The organism is Prevotella sp. E15-22, from assembly GCF_023204875.1.
Lineage (GTDB): Bacteria > Bacteroidota > Bacteroidia > Bacteroidales > Bacteroidaceae > Prevotella.
Genome location: NZ_CP096247.1, coordinates 2,315,323 through 2,335,555, shown reverse-complemented (window position 1 = coordinate 2,335,555; position 20,233 = coordinate 2,315,323). Strand labels below are relative to the sequence as shown.

Here is a 20,233-nt window from a genome sequence, read left to right as displayed (position 1 = left end):
TCGATGAGACATTCTATTTATTATTCTCTCTGTATATCGATCTTCGTATTCCTGACCTCCTGTGGCGGACATTCCGTTCGCCAACAGGAGGTTGGCGATACGTTGGTCTTTCATTATTCGTCGCTGCTTTCTGTTGTTGAGCACGATGGCTATACGGTGGCCGATATCAGTAATCCGTGGAAGCCGGGCAAGCTTCTGCATCGTTATTACCTTGTGCCTCGCGAATCGGACATTGACATCCAGTCATCCGACTTCTCCGATGGCACCATCGTTCGTACGCCCATTCAGCGCGCAGCCGTTTTCACCACCGTTCATTGCGCCTTACTAACTGAGTTAGGACTGGGTAGTCATATTGTGGCGGTGGCCGATGCGAAGTATGTCAAGGTGCCCTATGTTCAGCAGCAACTCAAGGCGGGCCGCATTGTGGATTGTGGCAATGGCTTGAATCCTGTGGTCGAGAAGATTATGGACGTAAAGCCCGATGCCATTCTGCTGTCGCCCTTCGAAAATAGCGGAGGCTACGGCAAGACTGAAGAGATAGGCATCCCAATCATCGAATGTGCCGAGTATATGGAGACCTCACCTCTGGCGCGAGCCGAGTGGATGCGCTTCTATGGTCTGCTCTTTGGCGTGAGCGAGAAGGCTGATCGACTCTTCCATCAGGTGAACAGCTGCTATACGGCCTATAAGCAACAGTGTGAGAAGATAGGGCCTGGTCGTTCAGTTATCATTGACAAGATTGCAGGAACGGTATGGTATATGCCTGGCGGAAAAAGTACCATTGGACAGATGCTGAAGGATGCGGGAGCCCGTTATCCATGGGCTGATGACGAGCAGAGTGGCTCGCTGTCATTGCCTTTTGAGGCCGTACTCGAAAGGGCAGGGGAGGCCGATGTGTGGATGCTGCGTTATTCGAGTGACCACGAGCTGACCTATGATGAACTGCTGTCTGATTATCATGGCTATAGTCAATTAAGAGCCTTCCGCAATCGTGAGGTCTATGGCTGCAATGTGGAACTCTCGTCATTCTATGAGGACACACCTTTCCATCCAGAACGCCTGCTCAGCGATTTTATGCAAATTCTGCATCCTGACATAATAGGAATGTCGTCTTTGCGTTATTATAAAAAGATAAAAGAGTAAAAAGGAAGCAAGAAAGTGAAGCGAGGCGTTGTCATTTGTTGTCTGCTGGCTTTGATGGTTGTTGTGCTGCTGGCCGTCAACCTGGCCGTGGGGTCGGTATCCATTCCACTTCGCGATGTTGTCAGCATTGTCACTGGTCACCAGGCAGCCCGTCCCTCATGGCATTTTATTATCATGGAGAGTCGACTGCCACAGGCTATCACGGCGATGCTCTGTGGAGGCTCGTTGGCAGTGAGTGGACTGATGCTCCAGACGGCGTTCAAGAATCCCTTGGCAGGCCCCAGCATCTTTGGCATTAACAGTGGCGCAGGCGTTGGCGTGGCCTTGGTGATGCTGGCACTGGGAGGCTCGCTCTCCGTGGGTTCTGTCAGTATCTCGGGCTTTATGGCCGTGCTTGCTGCTGCTTTCGTGGGAGCGATGGTCGTGATGGGACTTATCTTCCTTTTCAGTACCATGGTGCGCAATAATGTGATGCTGCTCATCGTGGGCATCATGATTGGTTATATCGCCAATAGCGTGGTGGCACTACTCAATTTCTTTGCCACCGACGAGGGCGTTAAATCCTATATGGTGTGGGGCATGGGCTCCTTTGGTGGCGTGCCGATGAGTCAGATTCCCCTCTTTTCATCTCTCTGCATGGTGGGACTGGTGGGTGCCCTGCTCCTTGTGAAACCCCTCAACGCCTTGCTCTTAGGCGAGCAGTATGCTGAGAACCTGGGTGTGAACACACGCAGAGTGCGCAATTGGCTCATCATTGTCACAGGCCTTTTGACGGCTATCACCACGGCCTATTGTGGCCCCATTATGTTCATCGGACTGGCAGTGCCTCATATTGCTAATCTCTTGTTTCGCCAGTCAAACCATCGCATCCTGATGCCTGGCACTATCCTCTGTGGCGCTGTCATCGCCTTGATTTGCAATGCCATTTGTTTCCTGCCGGGCGAGTCGGGCGTCATTCCCCTGAATGCTGTCACTCCTGTAATGGGAGCCCCTGTGATTATCTATATCATTGCCAGGCGGAAGCAATGATTCCTGGTGTGAAGCAACCAAAATGAAATCGGGCTGAGAGCAAATGCTTTCAGCCCGATTCTTTTTATGTTTATTATTAATTTCTTGGGGGGGTAGTCTTTTTACAGACTGTAAACTGAAGTCTTAACCATGAGTTCGTTAATCTCGTTCCAGTTCTTGGCGATGGTCTTCACCATCTTCTTTGCAATCTTTTTCATATTCATCTTTTTCCTTTCTTCTTTAATCCTCACGACCCTTTGTCATTGAGGTGCATCATTAATACTAATTTTTATCCTACGCTAAGGATGTGCAAAGTTACCGTTATTCCCTGGAACTACCAAATGTTTGGTATGGAATCATGGTGATTTTGGCGAAATCGTGACGTAAATCAATTTTTATTCATAATGCCTGATTCTTACATCAATGCCCTCGCTTGCGAGTTGCGAAGGAATCGTTGTGACATCCGTCTGACCATAGTGATAGGGAAAGAGAACCTTGGGTTTGATTGTCTTGGCAGCCTTTACCAGTTGCTCCGTCGTCATCGTATAGGGCTGGTTGCAGGGCAGGAAAGCCACATCGATATCCTTGATGGCTGACATCTCAGGAATATCCTCTGTGTCGCCGGCTATATACACGCGCAGACCGTCGATGGTCAGTATATATCCATTGTCGCGACCCTTGGGGTGGAACTGTGTGCGCCCTTCCGATGTGTTATAGGCTGGCACGGCCTCAACCTTTATGCCGTCGATCACTTCTGTTTGTCCGTTGCTCATTGCCTTTCCTGCGCCAAACATCTCGGCACAGCGCTTGTTCATGATGAGTTGCGTCTTCTCTGTTGACAGCAGCCTGATGGTCGAGGCGTCGTAGTGATCACCATGCTCGTGGGTCACAAAAATATAGTCGGCCTTGGGCATGGTGCCGTAGTCGATGGTGCGATTGCCCAACTTCGCCACTGGGTCGATCTCAATCTCCTTGCCGTCGAACTCAATCCTGATGCACGAATGCATCAAGGCGTGAAACCTCACCGTCTTGCCACTCTTCGTCTGAAACGCATCCACCTCGTAGGCATCAGTGATCACAGCCTTGCCAGCTTCTTTCCATGCCCTGATGCCGCCCTTCAGGTTCACGCACTTATAACCCTCGGCAGCCAGTAGGCCAGCGGCATTGGCCGAACGGCGACCACTGCGACAGTAAACGGCAATGGTCTTCTCTTTCTGAAGCATAGCCTTGGCTTTCTCCATGAAATCATCTTGGTTCTGGTCAATGAGCAGGGCACCAGCGATGTGTCCTTCCGCATATTCCTCAGCGCTGCGCACATCCAGTGTCACAACGCCCTTTTCGGTTATCAACTTTGCGAACGCCTCCACGTCGGCATTCTCGAAATTTCCCTGACCGCAGGCTGTTGTCAGTCCCAGCGCAGTCAATAAACATGTTATCAACTTCTTCATAACGATGTATAGCTTAGTTCTTTTTTATATATATGGTGTTTTATTATTCTGAATGCAAAGATACAATCTTTTTTGTAATCTGACGAATGATTGGGATAAAGAAAAACAAGATTACTCTTGAAGTGGTTTTGAAATTTGCGGACAATAGCGCCTCTGAGATTTAAAAATTCTGAGCCAAAAATTTTTTCTGTGCGTACAGGCGAAATATGAGAGAGTTTGTAAATCGTTGAAAATGAGAGGTTTACAAAATTGGCTCGAAAAGTGTAAAGATTTAGAACGCAATCGAATATTCGTTTAGGGTGTAACGGAGCCTGAGTTACACTGCAACGGAGGCTGTTTTGCATGGTAAAACAGCCTCCGTTGGGTTGTAAAACAGCCTCCGTTGCATGGTGAAATCGATAGGGGTATGAAAAAAGGGGCCAAAAGCCCCATTTTTCCGTTCTAGTTTGCATTTTTTCAGAACCCTGTTTTTCGGCACTATTTCTTGACAAACCTATTGGGCGAGCAGCCTGCGGGCATACTCGATGATAGTGTCTCGCCCTTTAGCGAAGTCGTCGTCGGTCTGCTGAACATTATAGTGGGGCTCGATGCCAAACTCGCAGGCCTCGCCCTGAGCATCGTACATGGGCACGGCCGAGAAGCGAACGCTCCAGCCGTTGGGCAGACTGCTGTTGAAGGGCATGCCGGCTCCGCCTCCTGTATGGTCGCCCACCAGAAAGACGTTGGGCAGGGTTTTCATATAGACTGCAAACTCGTTGGCGGCACTAAACACACGGCGGTTGGTGAGCACCACGGCTGGCTTGTTCCAGCGCAGGTTGGCCGATGGTGCCAGATAGCGCTCCTCGCGACTGGAAAAGTCGCTATGTCCAGGACCTGTCTTGTGCTGATAATAACCCACGAGCGTTAGCTTGTGACAGAAGCGGGCCGCCAGTTTCTCGGCGTTGGTGAGCATGCCGCCGCTGTTGTTGCGTATGTCAATGATGAGGCCGCGACAGAGGAGCATGTGCTTAAACACCTCGTCGAGGTTGCCTTCGCCAATGCCATCGTTGAAACTCTCATAGCGCATGTAGCCGATGTTGTCGTCAAGAATCTTGTATTTGATGCCTGAGGCAATCTGGTAGTCGGTACCCATATAGCGGCGTAGCAGCGTGTCGCTGAAGTTGGTGGGGTAGTCCTCGTACCACGACCAGTAGCGACCCATGTCGTGGGCAGCGTTCAGGTTCACATGGCCGTCGCGCAGTTCGCCCAGCATGCCAGCAAGCACCTCGAAGAGTTGCTTGTTGCTCATATCGTTGTCAATGCGCACGCGATATTTGTCGTACACCTGCTGCCAGTCCAGTCCGTAGGCCTCGTGCTTGTAGTTCAGGAAGCAGTAGTGCTCGTCGATAATCTTCCACAGTGCCTCGAAGTTGCCTTGTGGGGTGTTGTCAAACTCCTCCTCGTCGACGCAGGCCGTGAGCAGTGGGAGTGCGCAGAGCCATAAACAGAGAGTCAGCCAAGAGAATAGTTGTTTCATAATCTCGATTGATGTTGTTTATCACTGCAAAGGTAGCGCAATCCCTGCTAACTACCAAATGATTTCTGATACTTTTTCTTCTGGAAAAGTTGTAAAAATAGGACAAAAAAGAACAAAGATAATATTGTCCTATAAATAGTACGAATTGTGATATTGAAATAAGTGTTTTTTTTACTATCTTTGCATCATCATTTAATACACAAATGGTTACACTATATGGAAGGCTATATTCAGACGATATCAAATGGAACAATAAAGCGATATGTGCAGTTTCTTGAGATTAATAATGATCCAGAGCTGATAGCACAATATCGCTACTGGCACTCGGAGGAACACCACTGGCAGGAGATACGCGAAGGTATCAAGGCCGTGGGTATCCTCGAGATGGAAATATATATGCTTGACAATCGATTGGTGATGATTGTTGATACACCTGCCGACTTTAACTGGCAGGAGGCGATGGACCGCTTGGCTACTTTGCCCAGGCAGGCGGAGTGGGAGGCCTTCGTGGCTCGCTTCCAAGGTTGCAATGCTGAGGCTCGCAGTGACGAGAAATGGCAGCCGGCCGAGCGCATCTTCCGACTTTATTAAACCTTTAACGACCATATGAACTAAAACTATGATGCAAATTCCTATCGAATCCTTTAATCTGCAGATGCTCAATGTGGGACTGGCACACCACAATGGCGACTGGAACTGGAAGAATGTGAACTCTCCCTTTACGCGTATTTTCTATGTGACAGAGGGTGAGGCTTGGGTGCGACTGCCTAATAAAACGGTTCATCTGTGCCCAGGTAACTTGTATATTGTCCCTGCCTATACACTGCATTCTTACGAGTGTAATGGCGTGTTTGTACATTACTATCTGCATGTGTATGAGGGGGTTACGGCAGAGATGAACTTGGTGGAGCAGTATGACTTCCCTAGCGAGGTGCAGGGCAGTCATGACGACGAGTTGTTGCTTCAGCGTATGTGTGAACAGCATCCGCAGGCACGACTCCCAGAGAGTAACCCACAGGCTTACGACAATGCCACGCAGTTTTCTGACTATGTGGAGCGCTATCGTGATATGCCTTTATGGCAGAAGATGGAACTTCGTGGTGCTATCCTCATGCTCTTCTCGCGCTTCCTGCGCAAGGCTGTACTGCATATGTGGACATCGGACGACAGAATGAAACGTGTGCAGGAGCATATCCATTCGCATATATGTCATAATATTGATGTGGAGGAGTTGGCCGATGTGGCTTGCGTGACGAAGCCTTATCTTATCCGCTTGTTTAAGCGTGAGTTTGGCACATCGCCTGTACAGTATATCAACAAGAAAAAGGTGGAGCGTGCGCAACTGCTGCTCTATACCACGGATATGCCTGTGAAGGAGGTGGCCTATCAGTTGGGTTTCAGTGACCATAGTTATTTTATCCGCATGTTTCGCAAGCAGACGGATATCACACCACAGGAATATCGTGAGCGTATGAGAAAATAAGTAATTAAGTAAAATAGGTTTTGTTAGTTGATTGAGGGGTGTCACTTGTTATCAAGAAATGCAAGTGATGCCCATCATCTTTTTTGTTACAGTCCGTAGCTGACGCCCACCATGAGGCGATGAGTGAGCACATGCTGCTTCAGGTTGTTCACCTGTAACTGCTGATAGTCGCCCAGATAGCCCAGCGAGAGGGCTGTGCGACAGCTGAGCTGCCACGAAACGGTGAACTGCTGGCGGAAGCTGGGGGCTGAGATAAACGTGGTGGGCACAACATTGTGGTCGTAGTTGCCCTGAGTGAAAATCTCGTAGTATGATTGACCGTAGTTGGGACTGAACACAAGGCCGCAGAGTGGCAGGTCAATCTCGTAGCGCAGTCTGAACTGTTTTGGTAGATAGTAGGTGGCAATGCCCGATGGGCGTAGTTGCAGACCCACACGTGCCTGGGCAGGGTTGTTGCCGTTGCGTGTGTTGTAGATAAATCCAAGTCCCAGGTTGGCCATGCCGCCTGCCTGCAGCTTCAGTTTTCCGCTGAGAAGGTGCCACGTATGGTAGCGTCCCAGATAAAGGTTGTAGGCACCCTCCAATTCAGTGCCGTTCTTGGCTCTGTCCTCTGTGGAGGAAAGGTTGAGCTGGTGCTGCCACAGCCACGACCAGCGAGAATAGTGCTTGGCATTAGAAAAAAGCTTGACGCTCTCACTGGTGGTGAGAAACGTCAAGCCTGTACCTTTAAATTTTTCCTGCGAGAGATAGGTGTCCAGAATCTGCGTGGGACCTATGCCCAACTGAAAACTCTTTTGTGCCAGCGCATTCAGTGGAGCCAGCAGGAGCGCCATGAGTAGGATACCTATCTTCTGCTTCATTGTCGAGTTGTTTTTCTAGTGTGTCATTATGCCTCGTCGTCGAAGAGTCTTAGCTGACCAGTCATCTCGTCGATAATCTGCTGCTGACTCTTACCTGCGTCAGGATCAACATCGGGTTCCTCAGGAATAACTTCTGAAGCAGTTTCCTCTGTGGCTTCCGACTCTTCAGGGAAACGCACTGGCTCTAGTTCCACGATGCTCTCTATCTGGTAGGTGCTCAGTCGCTTGCCCTTGGCCTTAAAGCCCTTGACGGCGATAAACTGCTCTGCATCAATCTCTTCTGAGCCGCGGAACTCATCGGCACCACCATAGGTTATTTTGACAAGCGGATAGACCACGTCTGTGAGTAATACCATTTGCGACTGTGGATTGTCGCCCAGGAAGTTCTGCTTGCGTTTGTTGCCCTCCATGAGGAAGCGCTTCATATAGGGATATCCCTGGTTGTCAGCATCGAAGAGTACGCACGTCCATACCTTGTCGGCCTGGAACTTCTCAATGCGTAGGATATTTTCCTCGTAGTGGTTGTTGGCGTCGAAGTTGGTGAGGTAATAATCGCCATTCTTCAGTATCACCAGAATCTGGTCGTCGTCGAAGAACTCGCCCAGAAGACGGCCGTGCTCGTCGTAGTTAAGACGGTTGACGTCTGGGTCGAACCACACCTTGCGGCCACCCAATGTGGAGTGTCCCTGACTCTTCAGTGTGATGCGATGAACGGGGAACTTCGTGAGGATGTTGCCTTTCGATGAACGTCCCTTGATGTCGATGGCTGCAAACGAGCGCTCCAGGAAGAGACTCATGCGTGGATGATCGTTGAGCACAGTAGCCTCGAGGGTTATCTTGATGATTTCTGCCTCGCCATTGGGGTTGGCGGTGAAGTAGAGTACGCGTGTGCCTGGTGTGCCCATGGTGAGGTCCACCTCGCGATCGCGTGTCACGCCAGTCACATTGAAACGCTTGATATAGCACGTGCCAGCCCTGCCGTCGCGATATACCATATTATAAATGGTTCGCTTGTCGTTCTTTTTGAATACGCCAAGCCAGATGACGTTCTTGCCTACAAACAACTTCTCGGCTACGCGCACCACCTTGAACTTGCCATCGCGATAAAAGATGATGATATCGTCGATGTCCGAGCAGTTACACACAAACTCGTCCTTCTTCAGTCCTGTGCCAATGAAACCCTCGCCACGGTTGATGTAGAGCTTCTGGTTGGCCTCGGCCACTTTTGAGGCCTCAATGGTGTCGAAGTTGCGAATCTCTGTGAGTCGTGGATGCTCCTTACCATATTTGTCCTTGAGGAACTGGAACCAGGCTGCTGTTACCTCAGTGAGGTTAGCCAGGTCGCGGTCTATCTCGTCAATCTCGGCCTTGATGCGTGCCATCAGCTCGTCGGCCTTCTCCTTGTTGAACTTCAGGATGCGCTGCATCTTGATTTCCAGCAGACGCAGGATATCGTCCTTCGTTACCTCGCGCACCAGTTGTGGGTAGTAAGGTGTCAGTCGGTTGTCAATATGTTCGCACACCTTGTCCACATTAGGCGCTTCCTCGAACTTCTTGTCCTTGTAGATGCGCTCCTCAATGAAGATCTTCTCGAGCGAGCAGAAATGCAACTGCTCCAGCAGTTCGTTCTTGCGAATCTCCAACTCCTGGCGAATGAGGTCCTTAGTACGCTCGGCACTGTGGATAAGCACATCGCTCACAGTGAGGAACTGAGGCTTCTCGTCCTTGATGACACAGCAGTTGGGCGAGATGTTAATCTCGCAGTCGGTGAAAGCATAGAGGGCGTCGATGGTCTTGTCGCTCGATACACCAGGAGCCAGATGTACCTGAATCTCTACCTCGGCCGAGGTGAGGTCGGTGACGTTGCGTGCCTTAATCTTTCCTTTCTCGATGGCACGTGTGATACTCTCGATAAGTGTGGAAACTGTCTTGGAGTAGGGGAGCTCGCGAATGACCAGCGTCTTCTGATCCAACTTCTCAATCTTTGCGCGTACCTTCACCACGCCGCAACGCTGTCCGTCGTTGTATTTTGATACGTCGATAGAGCCACCCGTCTGGAAGTCGGGATACAGATGGAACTCCTCGCCATGCAGGTAGCTGATGGCAGCATCGCAAATCTCACAGAAATTGTGAGGGAGAATCTTGGATGACAGACCTACGGCAATACCCTCGGCACCTTGACTCAGGAGGAGGGGGTACTTGACAGGAAGCGTGATAGGCTCCTTGTTACGACCGTCGTAGGATAACTGCCAGTCGGTGGTCTTGGGATTAAAGACCGTGTCGAGGGCAAACTTCGAGAGACGCGCCTCAATATATCGGGGTGCGGCCGCACGGTCGCCAGTAAGGATGTTGCCCCAGTTTCCCTGCGTGTCAATCAGCAGGTCCTTCTGTCCCAGTTGCACCAAGGCATCGCCAATACTAGCGTCACCATGGGGGTGAAACTGCATGGTGTGACCAACGATGTTGGCCACCTTATTGTATCGTCCGTCGTCCATACGCTTCATAGAATGAAGGATACGGCGCTGCACGGGCTTTAGTCCGTCCTCGATATGCGGAACGGCACGCTCCAGAATCACATACGAGGCGTAGTCCAGAAACCAGTTCTGATACATGCCGCTCAGGTGGTGTACCACTGAGGCGTCGAAGCGATTCACGGGCTTATAGTCAGAATGACCCTCAGAGCCCTCTGGGGTCTCAGAGTTCTCGGAGCCCTCAGTGCCTTCTGAGTTCTCCAAAATTTCGTCCTTTATTTCGTCGTCCATTATCTACTATGGTTTTCAGTTTGTTTGCAAAATTACAAAAAAAAACTGAATAAAGTGTGCTGATGTCAGAAAAATCCCTTAAATTCCCATAATTTATCAATTCTCATTTCTCATTTTTCATTAAATTTATTACCTTTGCACAAAATTTCTAGAAATAATAATTTTATGGCACAAGAAGACGTATTTAAGAAGATTGTATCGCATTGTAAGGAATATGGTTTTGTGTTCCCCTCAAGTGATATCTACGACGGACTGGGCGCTGTTTATGACTATGGACAGAACGGCGTGGAGTTGAAGAACAACATTAAACAGTATTGGTGGAAGTCAATGGTTTTGCTGCACGAGAATATCGTGGGTATTGACTCTGCTATTTTTATGCACCCCACCATCTGGAAGGCTTCTGGCCACGTGGATGCTTTCAACGACCCCCTCATCGATAATCGTGACAGTAAGAAGCGTTATCGTGCTGACGTGCTGATTGAGGACCAGATTGCCAAATACGACGAGAAGATTCAGAAAGAGGTTGAGAAGGCTCGTAAGCGCTTTGGTGACTCTTTCGATGAGGCTAAATATATGGAGACTAGCGAGCGCGTGAAGGAAGCTAAGGAGAAGCGCGACGCTCTGCACGCCCGTTATGCTGAGGCTATGCAGGGTCCCGATCTGGAGGCTCTGAAGCAGATTATCCTCGACGAGGAGATTGTTGACCCCATCAGCGGAACTAAGAACTGGACCGACGTGCGTCAGTTCAACCTGATGTTCTCAACAGAGATGGGTGCTAGTGCCGATGGTTCCATGAAGGTTTATCTGCGTCCTGAGACGGCTCAGGGTATCTTTGTGAACTACCTGAATGTTCAGAAGACTGGTCGCATGAAGATTCCTTTTGGTATCGCTCAGATTGGTAAGGCTTTCCGTAACGAGATTGTGGCTCGCCAGTTCATCTTTCGTATGCGCGAGTTCGAGCAGATGGAGATGCAGTTCTTCGTAGCTCCTGGCACTGAGTTGGAGTGGTTCCCCAAGTGGAAGCAGACTCGTATGGCTTGGCACCAGGCTCTGGGCTTCGGCGCTGAGAACTATCGTTTCCACGACCATGACAAGTTGGCTCACTATGCTAATGCCGCTACCGATATCGAGTTCAAGATGCCGTTCGGCTTCAAGGAGGTTGAGGGTATTCACTCTCGTACTAACTTCGACCTGTCTCAGCACGAGAAGTTCTCTGGTAAGAGCATCAAGTACTTCGATCCTCAGACCAACGAGAGCTACACTCCGTATGTGATAGAAACCTCTATCGGTGTCGACCGTATGTTCCTTTCTATCATGTGCCACTCTTACTGCGAAGAGAAACTGGAGAATGGCGAGACTCGCGTAGTTCTGAAGTTGCCCGCAGCCTTGGCTCCTGTTAAACTGGCTGTGATGCCTCTGGTGAAGAAAGATGGTCTGCCCGAGAAGGCACGCGAGATTATCAACGACCTGAAGTTCCACTTCAACTGTCAGTACGACGAGAAGGATTCTATTGGTAAGCGCTATCGCCGTCAGGATGCCATCGGTACACCTTACTGTGTTACCGTTGACCACGACACACTGAACGATGGTTGTGTTACTCTGCGTTTCCGCGACACCATGGAGCAGGAGCGCGTGAAGATTAGCGACTTGGCTTCAATCATCGAGGACAAGGTTAGCATTGCAAGTCTGTTGAAGAAGCTTCAGTAATGAAAAAGTATATCATTTATCTGTTCGCTATGACGATGGGTCTTTGTGGCCTGTCGTCGTGTAGCGAGGAGACCGAGGAGGACAACGAGTTTGCTGACTGGGCCGTACGCAATGAGCAGTATCTGGCCTCTATTGCCACCGACTCGATGAAGCAGGCAGGCTGGCAGCGTATCAAGAATTATTCGCTGAACGATTCTGTAGAGGGTGGTATCAGTGACTATATCTATGTTGACAGTATAGCTCATTATGACCTTGGTGTTAATAAACAGGGCTCGCCCGCTTTCACTGATTCTGTTCGTGTGATGTATCAGGGACGTCTGATGCCTTCTGCATCTTATCCCCGTGGTAAGTTCTTTGATAAGGGAACTGCTGTTGGTACTTTCTCTGTGGCCACCAGCTCTACGGCACGTTTCAGTGTCTCAGGGGTTGTTACGGGTTTCACAACTGCTCTTCAGAAAATGCATGTAGGCGACTACTGGCGTGTCTATATTCCCAGCGGTTTGGGTTATGGCACTGCAGGTAACGGCACTTCTTTACCTGGTTCCAGTGTCCTCGTCTTCGATCTTGTCCTTGTGGATTATAGTCCAGTGGGGCAGGTGATGGATCCTTGGCAGTAAAAAAATAATAAATGATAGATATAAAAAATCCGAATCGATAGCCGATTCGGATTTTTTTTTTCTTCTGTGTCGACACTTGGATTCGAACCAAGGACCCCCACCATGTCAAGGTGATACTCTAACCAACTGAGCTATGCCGACAGGTCTTTTTTCTTAAGCGGATGCAAAGGTACATAAAATAATTGAGAATGGATAATCGAAAAATAAGAAATTTGGGGAACAAGACGAGTATTTAACATTTCTTTGAGAAAAATGTGAGCATGGATAGAGGCCATGTCGGAAATATGTTGTATATTTGCGTCATAATTAAAAACTGATAGCTATGCAGAAGTACGCGAATTATATCAAGAAAATTGAGATTGACGCATTGTGGAGCGGCAAGAAACATATTGTGTGGGAACTAGACCCGCATGTGAATATCTTGAGTGGCATCAACGGTGTGGGCAAGAGTACGATTCTGAATAAGGTTGTAAAAGGTCTGGTTGCTGGTGGCGAGTTCCCCAGTCATATGCTGAAGGGGGTAAGACTGGAGGTGATGCCAGAGGAATGCAAGTGGATTCGTTATGATATGATTCGCTCACTTGATTCGAACTTGTCGCAGGCATTCACAGAGAGTGATGGTTTTGTGCGCCAGGCTTTGACGGCCCTGGCTGGCGTTGGTGGTGGTTCACTACTTGATATTCAACTGTATAATCTGCAACGAAAATATCTGGACTATCAGGTGAACATCGGCAATCGAATCATTGAGCAACTACAGCAGGGACATGCGGATGCTGCTCAACAACTGTCGCAGAAGAAGACGCGCTTCCAGGATATAGTGGACGAGCTTTTTGCTGAGACGGGTAAGAAGATTGTTAGAACGGAGAATGAGATTCGCTTTACTCAGATTGGTGAGGTGTTGGTGCCTTATCAGTTGTCGAGCGGCGAGAAACAGGTGTTGGCCATTCTGCTCACTGTGTTGGTGCAGGACGATCAGCCTTATGTGCTCTTTATGGACGAGCCTGAGGTTAGTCTGCATATGGAGTGGCAGAAGCGACTTATCGATCTGGTGATGGAGTTGAACCCTAACGTACAGATTATTATGACCACTCATTCGCCTGCCGTGGTGATGAATGGTTGGGCAGATCATGTGACTGAGGTGAGCGAGATTACTGTCAATGGCTAGTCGACTGATAGATAATATAGATAGCCGTTACTTTGAGGCGGCCAACGCGCTGAGGGGAAAACGGGCGCGACGTAGGATTGTGGCCTACGTTGAGAGTTATGACGATATCTATTTCTGGCGCACGGTACTCAACCGTTTTGAGGATGAGAACCGCTATTTCGAGGTGATGTTGCCATCGAAGATGAACCTGACGCGTGGTAAGAAGTCGGTGCTGATGAATTTCGTGGGCGACCATGTTGGCCCAGATATGATTGCCTGTGTGGATGCCGACTACGACTATCTGTTACAGGGTGTCACTGAGCAGTCGCGCAGGGTGTTGGAGAGTCCCTATGTGTTTCACACCTACGTCTATGCCATTGAAAACTACCAGTGCTTTGCGCCATCGCTTCATGATGTATGTGTGGCAGTGACGCTTAATGACCATCGTATTTTTGATTTCCAGGAGTATTTCCGTCAGTATAGTGAGGCCTGCTTTCCGCTCTTCGTGTGGTCCGTGTGGGCTTATCGTACAGGGCACCATGGTCGTTTCTCGTTGTCCGACTTCAACCGTGTGGTAGACCCGGGTGGATTTACCGTTCAGAATCCTCAGGCATCCATAGAGCATATGAGACGCAAGGTGAAGACTAAGGTTCACGAACTGCAACGCTTGTTTCCCAACAATAAAGAGGCTTATCTGAAAGTGAAGACTGACCTCTTGGAACTGGGGATTACTCCACAGACAACTTATCTTTATATGCAGGGGCATCATCTGTTTGATACGGTGGTGACACCTATCATGACGAAGGTTTGTAATGTGTTACGGCAGGAGCGACAGGTCGAGATATACTACTCGCAGGCTCATCGTACACAGAAACGTAATGAGATGTCGTGCTACGAGAACTCGCAAGAGGATATCAAGTCGATGCTTAAAAAGAATACGGGCTATCAGCGGGCACCGCGCTTCGTGCAATTACAGGAAGACATACGTAGGTATTTGGATTCCCCAGTTAGTTCTCCTTCCAGAACGCTCGAGTGAACAATACTAATACGGCGATAATTTCCAGACGTCCTACTAACATCAGGAATGAGCAAAGCCACTTCACGCCAATGCTTAAGTCGGCCCATGACATCTGTGGTCCGATGTTGGTGTCAAGTCCTGCTCCAACATTGCTGATGAGACTTATCGATATGGTGGCAGCGTTGGTAATGTCGACCCCCGATTCCATCATGATGATGGTGGTGAGAGCCAAGGCGATGACATAGATAGTGAAGAAAGCGAGAAGGGTGGTCAAACGACTCTGAGGAATACTCTGACCGTTCATCTTCACTGGTAGAACAGCATTGGGATGGATGATGTGTCGGAACTCATTACGGAGTACCTTGAACAGCATCATCACGCGTATACTTTTGAAACCACCTGTGGTGGAACCTGCACAAGCACCCATGAACATCAGTACACCCAGAATAGCCCACGTGATATGGGGCCATGTGCCAGCGTCCATATTACTAAGACCTGTGGTGGTGATGAATGAAACTACTTGGAATAAGGCCGAGCGGAAGGCTAATTCGAAGTCGTAGCCCATGCGGGTGAGCAGCAAATACATAATCCACAGGGTGGCAATGATGATAGTGGTAATATATACCTTGAACTCCGAGTTCTTGAATAGCGTACTGACCTTGAACTTGAAAATACTGACGTAGAGTAAGGTAAAATTGATGCCAGCCAAGAACTGGAACAGAATGGCCAAATACTCAATGAGTGGTGAGGCCAGGAAGATAGTTCCGTTGTGCGTAGAGAAACCACCTGTGGCTGTGGTGGACATAGAATAGTTGGTGGCATCAAACCATTCCATGCCTGCTAACCAAAACGATAGACCACAGGCAATGGTGAGCAGCAAATAGATACTCCAAATCCATTTGGCTGAGGTTGATAGGCGGGGATGCATCTTTGAGCGCATGGGACCAGTTGCTTCAGCAGCAAATACCCTGACGCTTCCTCCTACGAGTGAAGGAAGAATGGCGATAGTAAAGAATACGATTCCCAAACCACCAATCCATTGCATCAGTGAACGCCAGAAAAGGAGTCCGTGAGGCAGCGACTCTACATCGTCTATAACGGTGGCACCTGTCGTTGTGAAACCCGACATGGTCTCGAAATAGGCATCGGTGACGCTTGGGACGGAACCATGAATCAAAAACGGGAACATGCCGAAGAACGAGAAGACCACCCAGGTGAGTGTCACCACGACATAGGCATCGCGGCGACTCAAAGAGTTTTCTGCTTCGTGTCCGAAGAACATAAAGATGCAACCACTTCCAAAAGTCATCAAGGTCGAGGTCATGAAGGCCATTACATCGTCCTCGTGGAAAGAGAAGGCCATGGCCAGACAAATAGCCATGAAGAACGACTCGAGGAAGAGCAATGATCCAATGATCTTCGATATGATGCGGAAGTTTACCATAAGAGGGATTTTTTGAAAAATTTCTCGGCTTGCTCTAGGTGATGTCTATGGCAAAACACCATAACGGAGTCGCCAGTCAGTATCTGAGTATTACCATTAACAAGGATACCCTTGCCATCGCGTACCAGTCCGCCAATAGTGATACCAAAAGGTAATCCCAACTCCTTCACCGGTTTTTTTGTGACCTTCGAGCCTTCAGCAGCCACAAACTCGGCTACGTCGGCGTCGACCATCATCAGTGAGCGTAGATTACGCACATCGGCCTTAAGCATCATCTGGAAAATATGACTGGCTGCCACTGTTTTTTTATTGATGACGGTTCCTATATCCAAGCTGTCGGCCATTGGCACGTAGTCGAGGTTTTCTACCATGGCAACGGTTTTTCTAACGCCTAGCTTCTTGGCTGTGAGACAAGCAAGGATGTTGGTCTCGGCATTGCCTGTAAGTGCTACAAAGGCCTGTGTGTGCTTGATGCCTTCTTCGTTGAGCAGTCCTAAATCGCGTCCATCACCGTGAATCACCATCGCATCGGTCTCGGAGAGCAGCTGGTTCAGACGCTCACATCGGTCGGGGTTAATCTCAATGATTTTGGTGTTCATGTAATCGGGCATGGTTAAGGCAGCTCTTACAGCTGTCTTTCCGCCACCCATGATGATGACGTTGTGAACGTCCTCATAGTGCTCCTTACCTACAATCTTACGGATATAAGGGATATATTCGCTGGTGGTCATGAAATAGGCCAAATCGTGAAGCAATAATTCGTCCAAACCACCAGGGATAATGGTCTCCTGTCCTCGTTTGATGGCTACCACATGATAGGGGTCTTCTGGACCGATAAGATCTTTTAAGGGCTGGTTTAGAATTTCGCATCCTTCGCGCAATTTAATGCCCAATAGTACAAGCGCACCATTATGGACATCCCAGCGCTGACGCACCCATGACAGTTTTAGTCCGTTGATGATGTCTGTGGCTGCCAGTACCTCTGGATAGACCAGCGAATCGATACCCAGATCGTGGAAGAATGGCAGGTTCTGGGGGGATAGATATTCATAATTGTCGATGCGGGCAACGGTCTTTTTGGCTCCTAAAGCATGGGCCAATGTACATGCCGTGATGTTACGACTCTCATAGCGTGTGACACCAACGAAAAGGTCTGCACTTCCTACACCGGCATCTTTCAAGGCTTTGATGCTAGTAGGTGAGGCATTGACGGCCATGATGTCGTAGTTTGAGTCCATGCCGCCCAAACGATTCTCGTCATCATCAATCAGCACACAGTCGTGGTGTTCTGTTGAAAGGAGCTTCGATAGGTGTGTGCCCACGGCTCCTGCGCCCGCAATCACAATTTTCATGACAGTATTACTTTCTTAATGGATTCTTTATCGATACCCACAATATGACGAAGCTCGTCAACAGTGCCGTGCTCCACAAATCTATCTGGTAAGCCCATGCGAGTAATGCAGGGCTGATAGCCGTGATCGTTCATCCACTCCATCACAGCACTACCCATGCCACCATTGCGCACACCGTCCTCAATGGTGATGATGCGCTTAAACTTGCGGCCAACCTCTTCGAGAATAGTCTCGTCAAGAGGTTTCAAGAAACGCATGTCGTAGTGGGCGACGGATTTTTCTGATAATTCGCTAATAATTTCCTGAACATCATTGCCAATGGGACCGATGGTTAGCACTGCTACGTCGTCGCCATCACAGAGTTTGCGTCCTGTTCCTATGGAAATTTCCTGGAAGGGACAACGCCAATCAACCAGTACACCACGACCTCGCGGATAGCGGATGATGAAAGGACCTTTACCTTCAAGCTGGGCAGTGTACATCAGGTTTCTCAATTCGTGCTCGTTCATTGGCGAAGCAATGGTGAGATTGGGAATGGGGCGCAAAGCTGCCATGTCAAAAGCACCATGATGGGTGGGGCCGTCTTCGCCAACCAAACCGGCACGGTCGAAACAGAGAACGACAGGCAACTTGAGGATTGCTACGTCGTGGATAATATTGTCGTAAGCGCGTTGTGCAAAGGCACTATAGATGTTGCAGAAGGGCTGAAGTCCTTCCTTGGCCATTCCTGCGGAGAATGTTACAGCATGTCCTTCGGCTATGCCAACGTCAAACATCCTGTCAGGCATTTCTTTCATTGGGATGTTCATGGAACAACCTGTAGGCATGGCAGGAGTGACACCCACAATCTTTGGATTGCTACGAGCCAACTCCAATAGGGTGTGTCCAAAGACGTCCTGATATTTCGGAGGCATGTCGCCAGTGTCGTTGGTTATTAGCTCGCCAGTGTCAGGGTCGAACTTTCCAGGTGCATGCCACACGGGCTTGTAGTTTTCGGCAGGGGCATAGCCATGGCCCTTTTTTGTGTGTAGGTGGAGCAGCTTGGGACCTTTCATGTCCTTCAACTGTTTCAGGATGCGAACAAGTTCCAAAACATTGTGCCCATCGAAAGGACCAAAGTAACGGATATTCATGCCTTCGAAGATGTTCTGCTGTTCGGAGATGGCGCTCTTTACGGCATTGCTCAGACGGATGAGCCCCTTTTTGCGTGCCTCGGAAAGCAAGCCTTGCTGGACTAGCCACTTGGCTGCCTTATAGCGTAACGAGTTGTATGTCTCGTTAGTACTCAGGTTAAGCAGATATTCTTTCATACCACCCACTGATCGGTCAATAGACATGTCGTTGTCGTTGAGGATTATCAGTAGATCGTTGGGGGTGCTTGATACGTTGTTGAGTCCCTCAAAAGCTAAACCGCCACTCATGGCACCATCGCCAATGACGGCTACCACTTTGCGAGTGTCCTTGGCTGCTACAGCCATGCCGAGGGCTGCGGAGATGCTATTGCTGGCATGTCCACAGATGAATGAATCGTATTTGCTCTCTTCGGGAGTGGGGAAGGGGCGAATGCCACCTAGTTTGCGGTTTGTATAGAATTGCTCGCGGCGACCTGTCAGGATCTTATGTCCATAAGCCTGATGACCAACATCCCATACGATGCGGTCTTCTGGTGTATTAAAGACATAGTGAAGTGCAACGGTAAGTTCAATTACGCCTAAACTGGAAGCCAGATGACCTGGATTCTCGGCTAGCTCTTCAACGATATCTTGTCGTAATTCTGAGCAGAGCCTAGGCAGCAAATCGATATTCATTTGCCTCAGTTGGCTTGGGTTGTCAATGCTATTGAGTATCTTTAGATTACTATGTTCCACGATTTAAGAATAATCATTTGGGCGACAAAGTTACAAATATTCGTTCATATTTCAAAAACTTAGTCTAATTTTTTTGGCTGTTACATATTTATTTCATAAATTTGCAAGCAAATCATATCCTATAATTTGCCAACAATGAAGTATGTTGTCCTGAAGGATCAAACGGATAGACGATTGTCATTTTATCTTGCTATGGAGGAGTATGTCGCTCGCCATATGGGAGATGATGACGATTTGTTCTTTATGTGGCAAGTGAAGCCAACGGTTATCTTCGGACGCAACCAATTGATGGAAAGTGAGGTTAATGTGGATTACTGTCGAACACATTGCATTGAGATGTATAGGCGCAAGAGTGGTGGTGGTTGTGTGTATGCAGATAGAAGCAACGTTATGTTGTCGTTTGTGTCGAAGGAAGAGAATGTGGCTCTCACCTTTAATCGCTTTGTCAACATGTTGTTGTTGGTGCTGCGGAGGATGGGTATTGAAGCAACAAGCACCACTCACAACGATGTGATGATTGGAGATCGAAAAGTGAGTGGCGCGGCTTTTTATCATCTGCCAGGTCGCAGTATAGTGCATAGTACGATGCTTTATGATACAGATATGGAACATATGCTTCATGCGATCACACCCAGTAAGGAAAAGCTGGAGTCAAAGGGCATCAAGAGTGTGCGACAACGTATCACCTTGCTAAAAGACCATACTTCACTGTCGTTAGAGGAGTTTAAGGCTCTTGTCCGGCAGACATTATGTCAGGGAGAACGATTGTTGACGTCCGAAGATGTATCGGGCATTGAGCAATTAGAACAAACCTATCTGAAAGAAGAGTTTATCAACCGTATACACTGATTTTTATCGATTAT

The 20,233-nt window shown here is 48.8% G+C and carries 16 protein-coding genes and 1 tRNA gene; 9 read left to right on the top strand and 8 right to left on the bottom strand.

From position 1 onward, the window contains the following. Window positions 1-3 precede the first annotated feature (3 nt). A complete protein-coding gene (locus tag M1D30_RS09540; RefSeq protein ID WP_248503380.1) occupies window positions 4-1,143 on the top strand; it encodes an ABC transporter substrate-binding protein in 1,140 nt (379 codons plus the stop codon). Between the two features lie 15 nt (window positions 1,144-1,158). Then, a complete protein-coding gene (locus tag M1D30_RS09535) occupies window positions 1,159-2,172 on the top strand; it encodes an iron chelate uptake ABC transporter family permease subunit (protein ID WP_371874070.1) in 1,014 nt (337 codons plus the stop codon). Window positions 2,173-2,546: 374 nt separating this feature from the next. On the opposite strand, the gene M1D30_RS09530 is transcribed toward M1D30_RS09535, so the two are convergent. Further along, entirely contained in the window at window positions 2,547-3,599 is a 1,053-nt protein-coding gene (locus M1D30_RS09530) for an MBL fold metallo-hydrolase (protein ID WP_248503378.1), read from the bottom strand. Between the two features lie 493 nt (window positions 3,600-4,092). Then, window positions 4,093-5,115 (bottom strand): S41 family peptidase, encoded by a 1,023-nt coding sequence (locus M1D30_RS09525; RefSeq protein WP_248503377.1) that lies wholly within the window; start codon window positions 5,113-5,115, stop codon window positions 4,093-4,095. Between the two features lie 216 nt (window positions 5,116-5,331). Between M1D30_RS09525 and M1D30_RS09520 the strand changes: the two genes are divergently transcribed. Next, window positions 5,332-5,706, top strand: coding sequence for an L-rhamnose mutarotase (locus M1D30_RS09520; RefSeq protein WP_248503375.1), 375 nt, complete (start codon window positions 5,332-5,334; stop codon window positions 5,704-5,706). A 28-nt stretch (window positions 5,707-5,734) separates the two neighbouring features. Further along, window positions 5,735-6,598 carry a helix-turn-helix domain-containing protein gene (locus M1D30_RS09515; protein ID WP_248503374.1) on the top strand — a complete coding sequence of 288 codons (864 nt, stop codon included), beginning with the start codon at window positions 5,735-5,737 and terminating at the stop codon, window positions 6,596-6,598. An 86-nt stretch (window positions 6,599-6,684) separates the two neighbouring features. Here the strand turns inward: M1D30_RS09515 and M1D30_RS09510 are convergent, their stop codons facing one another. Next, a complete protein-coding gene (locus M1D30_RS09510) occupies window positions 6,685-7,458 on the bottom strand; it encodes a DUF3316 domain-containing protein (protein WP_248503373.1) in 774 nt (257 codons plus the stop codon). A 26-nt stretch (window positions 7,459-7,484) separates the two neighbouring features. Next, window positions 7,485-10,220, bottom strand: coding sequence for a DNA gyrase/topoisomerase IV subunit A (locus M1D30_RS09505; protein WP_248503371.1), 2,736 nt, complete (start codon window positions 10,218-10,220; stop codon window positions 7,485-7,487). Window positions 10,221-10,385: 165 nt separating this feature from the next. Between M1D30_RS09505 and M1D30_RS09500 the strand changes: the two genes are divergently transcribed. Further along, window positions 10,386-11,927: a glycine--tRNA ligase gene (locus M1D30_RS09500; protein ID WP_248503369.1), complete on the top strand. Its 1,542-nt coding sequence runs from the start codon at window positions 10,386-10,388 to the stop codon at window positions 11,925-11,927. Then, window positions 11,927-12,544 carry an FKBP-type peptidyl-prolyl cis-trans isomerase gene (locus tag M1D30_RS09495; protein ID WP_248503367.1) on the top strand — a complete coding sequence of 206 codons (618 nt, stop codon included), beginning with the start codon at window positions 11,927-11,929 and terminating at the stop codon, window positions 12,542-12,544. The genes M1D30_RS09500 and M1D30_RS09495 overlap by 1 nt, the downstream gene beginning before the upstream one ends. Before the next feature lie 67 nt (window positions 12,545-12,611). On the opposite strand, the gene M1D30_RS09490 is transcribed toward M1D30_RS09495, so the two are convergent. Continuing rightward, window positions 12,612-12,685 (bottom strand) — tRNA-Val (locus M1D30_RS09490). A 181-nt stretch (window positions 12,686-12,866) separates the two neighbouring features. Between M1D30_RS09490 and M1D30_RS09485 the strand changes: the two genes are divergently transcribed. Then, entirely contained in the window at window positions 12,867-13,709 is an 843-nt protein-coding gene (locus M1D30_RS09485) for an AAA family ATPase (RefSeq protein WP_248503366.1), read from the top strand. Continuing rightward, window positions 13,702-14,724: a DUF4435 domain-containing protein gene (locus M1D30_RS09480; protein WP_248503364.1), complete on the top strand. Its 1,023-nt coding sequence runs from the start codon at window positions 13,702-13,704 to the stop codon at window positions 14,722-14,724. Before M1D30_RS09485 ends, M1D30_RS09480 begins: the two co-directional genes overlap by 8 nt. Here M1D30_RS09480 and M1D30_RS09475 read toward each other — a convergent pair. Genes M1D30_RS09475 through dxs form a run of 3 tightly spaced genes read right to left on the bottom strand, consistent with a single transcriptional unit; the run spans window position 14,696 to window position 19,370 of the window. Beyond that, entirely contained in the window at window positions 14,696-16,150 is a 1,455-nt protein-coding gene (locus tag M1D30_RS09475) for a TrkH family potassium uptake protein (protein WP_248503363.1), read from the bottom strand. The genes M1D30_RS09480 and M1D30_RS09475 overlap by 29 nt on opposite strands. Then, a complete protein-coding gene (trkA, locus tag M1D30_RS09470; RefSeq protein WP_248503361.1) occupies window positions 16,144-17,502 on the bottom strand; it encodes a Trk system potassium transporter TrkA in 1,359 nt (452 codons plus the stop codon). The genes M1D30_RS09475 and trkA overlap by 7 nt, the downstream gene beginning before the upstream one ends. After that, window positions 17,499-19,370 (bottom strand): 1-deoxy-D-xylulose-5-phosphate synthase, encoded by a 1,872-nt coding sequence (gene dxs / locus M1D30_RS09465; RefSeq protein ID WP_256466168.1) that lies wholly within the window; start codon window positions 19,368-19,370, stop codon window positions 17,499-17,501. Before dxs ends, trkA begins: the two co-directional genes overlap by 4 nt. Before the next feature lie 135 nt (window positions 19,371-19,505). On the opposite strand from dxs, the gene M1D30_RS09460 reads away from it, so the two are divergent. Beyond that, window positions 19,506-20,219: a lipoate--protein ligase family protein gene (locus M1D30_RS09460; RefSeq protein ID WP_248503354.1), complete on the top strand. Its 714-nt coding sequence runs from the start codon at window positions 19,506-19,508 to the stop codon at window positions 20,217-20,219. The last annotated feature ends 14 nt before the right edge of the window (window positions 20,220-20,233 follow it).

Excerpts from the sequence above, each read along its gene's own strand:
- M1D30_RS09510 (WP_248503373.1), bottom strand. The coding sequence starts at position 7,458 with ATGAAGCAGAAGATAGGTATCCTACTCATGGCGCTCCTGCTGGCTCCA.
- M1D30_RS09515 (WP_248503374.1), top strand. The coding sequence starts at position 5,735 with ATGATGCAAATTCCTATCGAATCCTTTAATCTGCAGATGCTCAATGTG.
- M1D30_RS09505 (WP_248503371.1), bottom strand. The coding sequence starts at position 10,220 with ATGGACGACGAAATAAAGGACGAAATTTTGGAGAACTCAGAAGGCACT.
- M1D30_RS09475 (WP_248503363.1), bottom strand. The coding sequence starts at position 16,150 with ATGGTAAACTTCCGCATCATATCGAAGATCATTGGATCATTGCTCTTC.
- M1D30_RS09485 (WP_248503366.1), top strand. The coding sequence starts at position 12,867 with ATGCAGAAGTACGCGAATTATATCAAGAAAATTGAGATTGACGCATTG.
- M1D30_RS09480 (WP_248503364.1), top strand. The coding sequence starts at position 13,702 with ATGGCTAGTCGACTGATAGATAATATAGATAGCCGTTACTTTGAGGCG.
- trkA (WP_248503361.1), bottom strand. The coding sequence starts at position 17,502 with ATGAAAATTGTGATTGCGGGCGCAGGAGCCGTGGGCACACACCTATCG.
- M1D30_RS09530 (WP_248503378.1), bottom strand. The coding sequence starts at position 3,599 with ATGAAGAAGTTGATAACATGTTTATTGACTGCGCTGGGACTGACAACA.
- M1D30_RS09520 (WP_248503375.1), top strand. The coding sequence starts at position 5,332 with ATGGAAGGCTATATTCAGACGATATCAAATGGAACAATAAAGCGATAT.
- M1D30_RS09495 (WP_248503367.1), top strand. The coding sequence starts at position 11,927 with ATGAAAAAGTATATCATTTATCTGTTCGCTATGACGATGGGTCTTTGT.
- M1D30_RS09525 (WP_248503377.1), bottom strand. The coding sequence starts at position 5,115 with ATGAAACAACTATTCTCTTGGCTGACTCTCTGTTTATGGCTCTGCGCA.
- M1D30_RS09460 (WP_248503354.1), top strand. The coding sequence starts at position 19,506 with ATGAAGTATGTTGTCCTGAAGGATCAAACGGATAGACGATTGTCATTT.
- M1D30_RS09540 (WP_248503380.1), top strand. The coding sequence starts at position 4 with ATGAGACATTCTATTTATTATTCTCTCTGTATATCGATCTTCGTATTC.
- M1D30_RS09500 (WP_248503369.1), top strand. The coding sequence starts at position 10,386 with ATGGCACAAGAAGACGTATTTAAGAAGATTGTATCGCATTGTAAGGAA.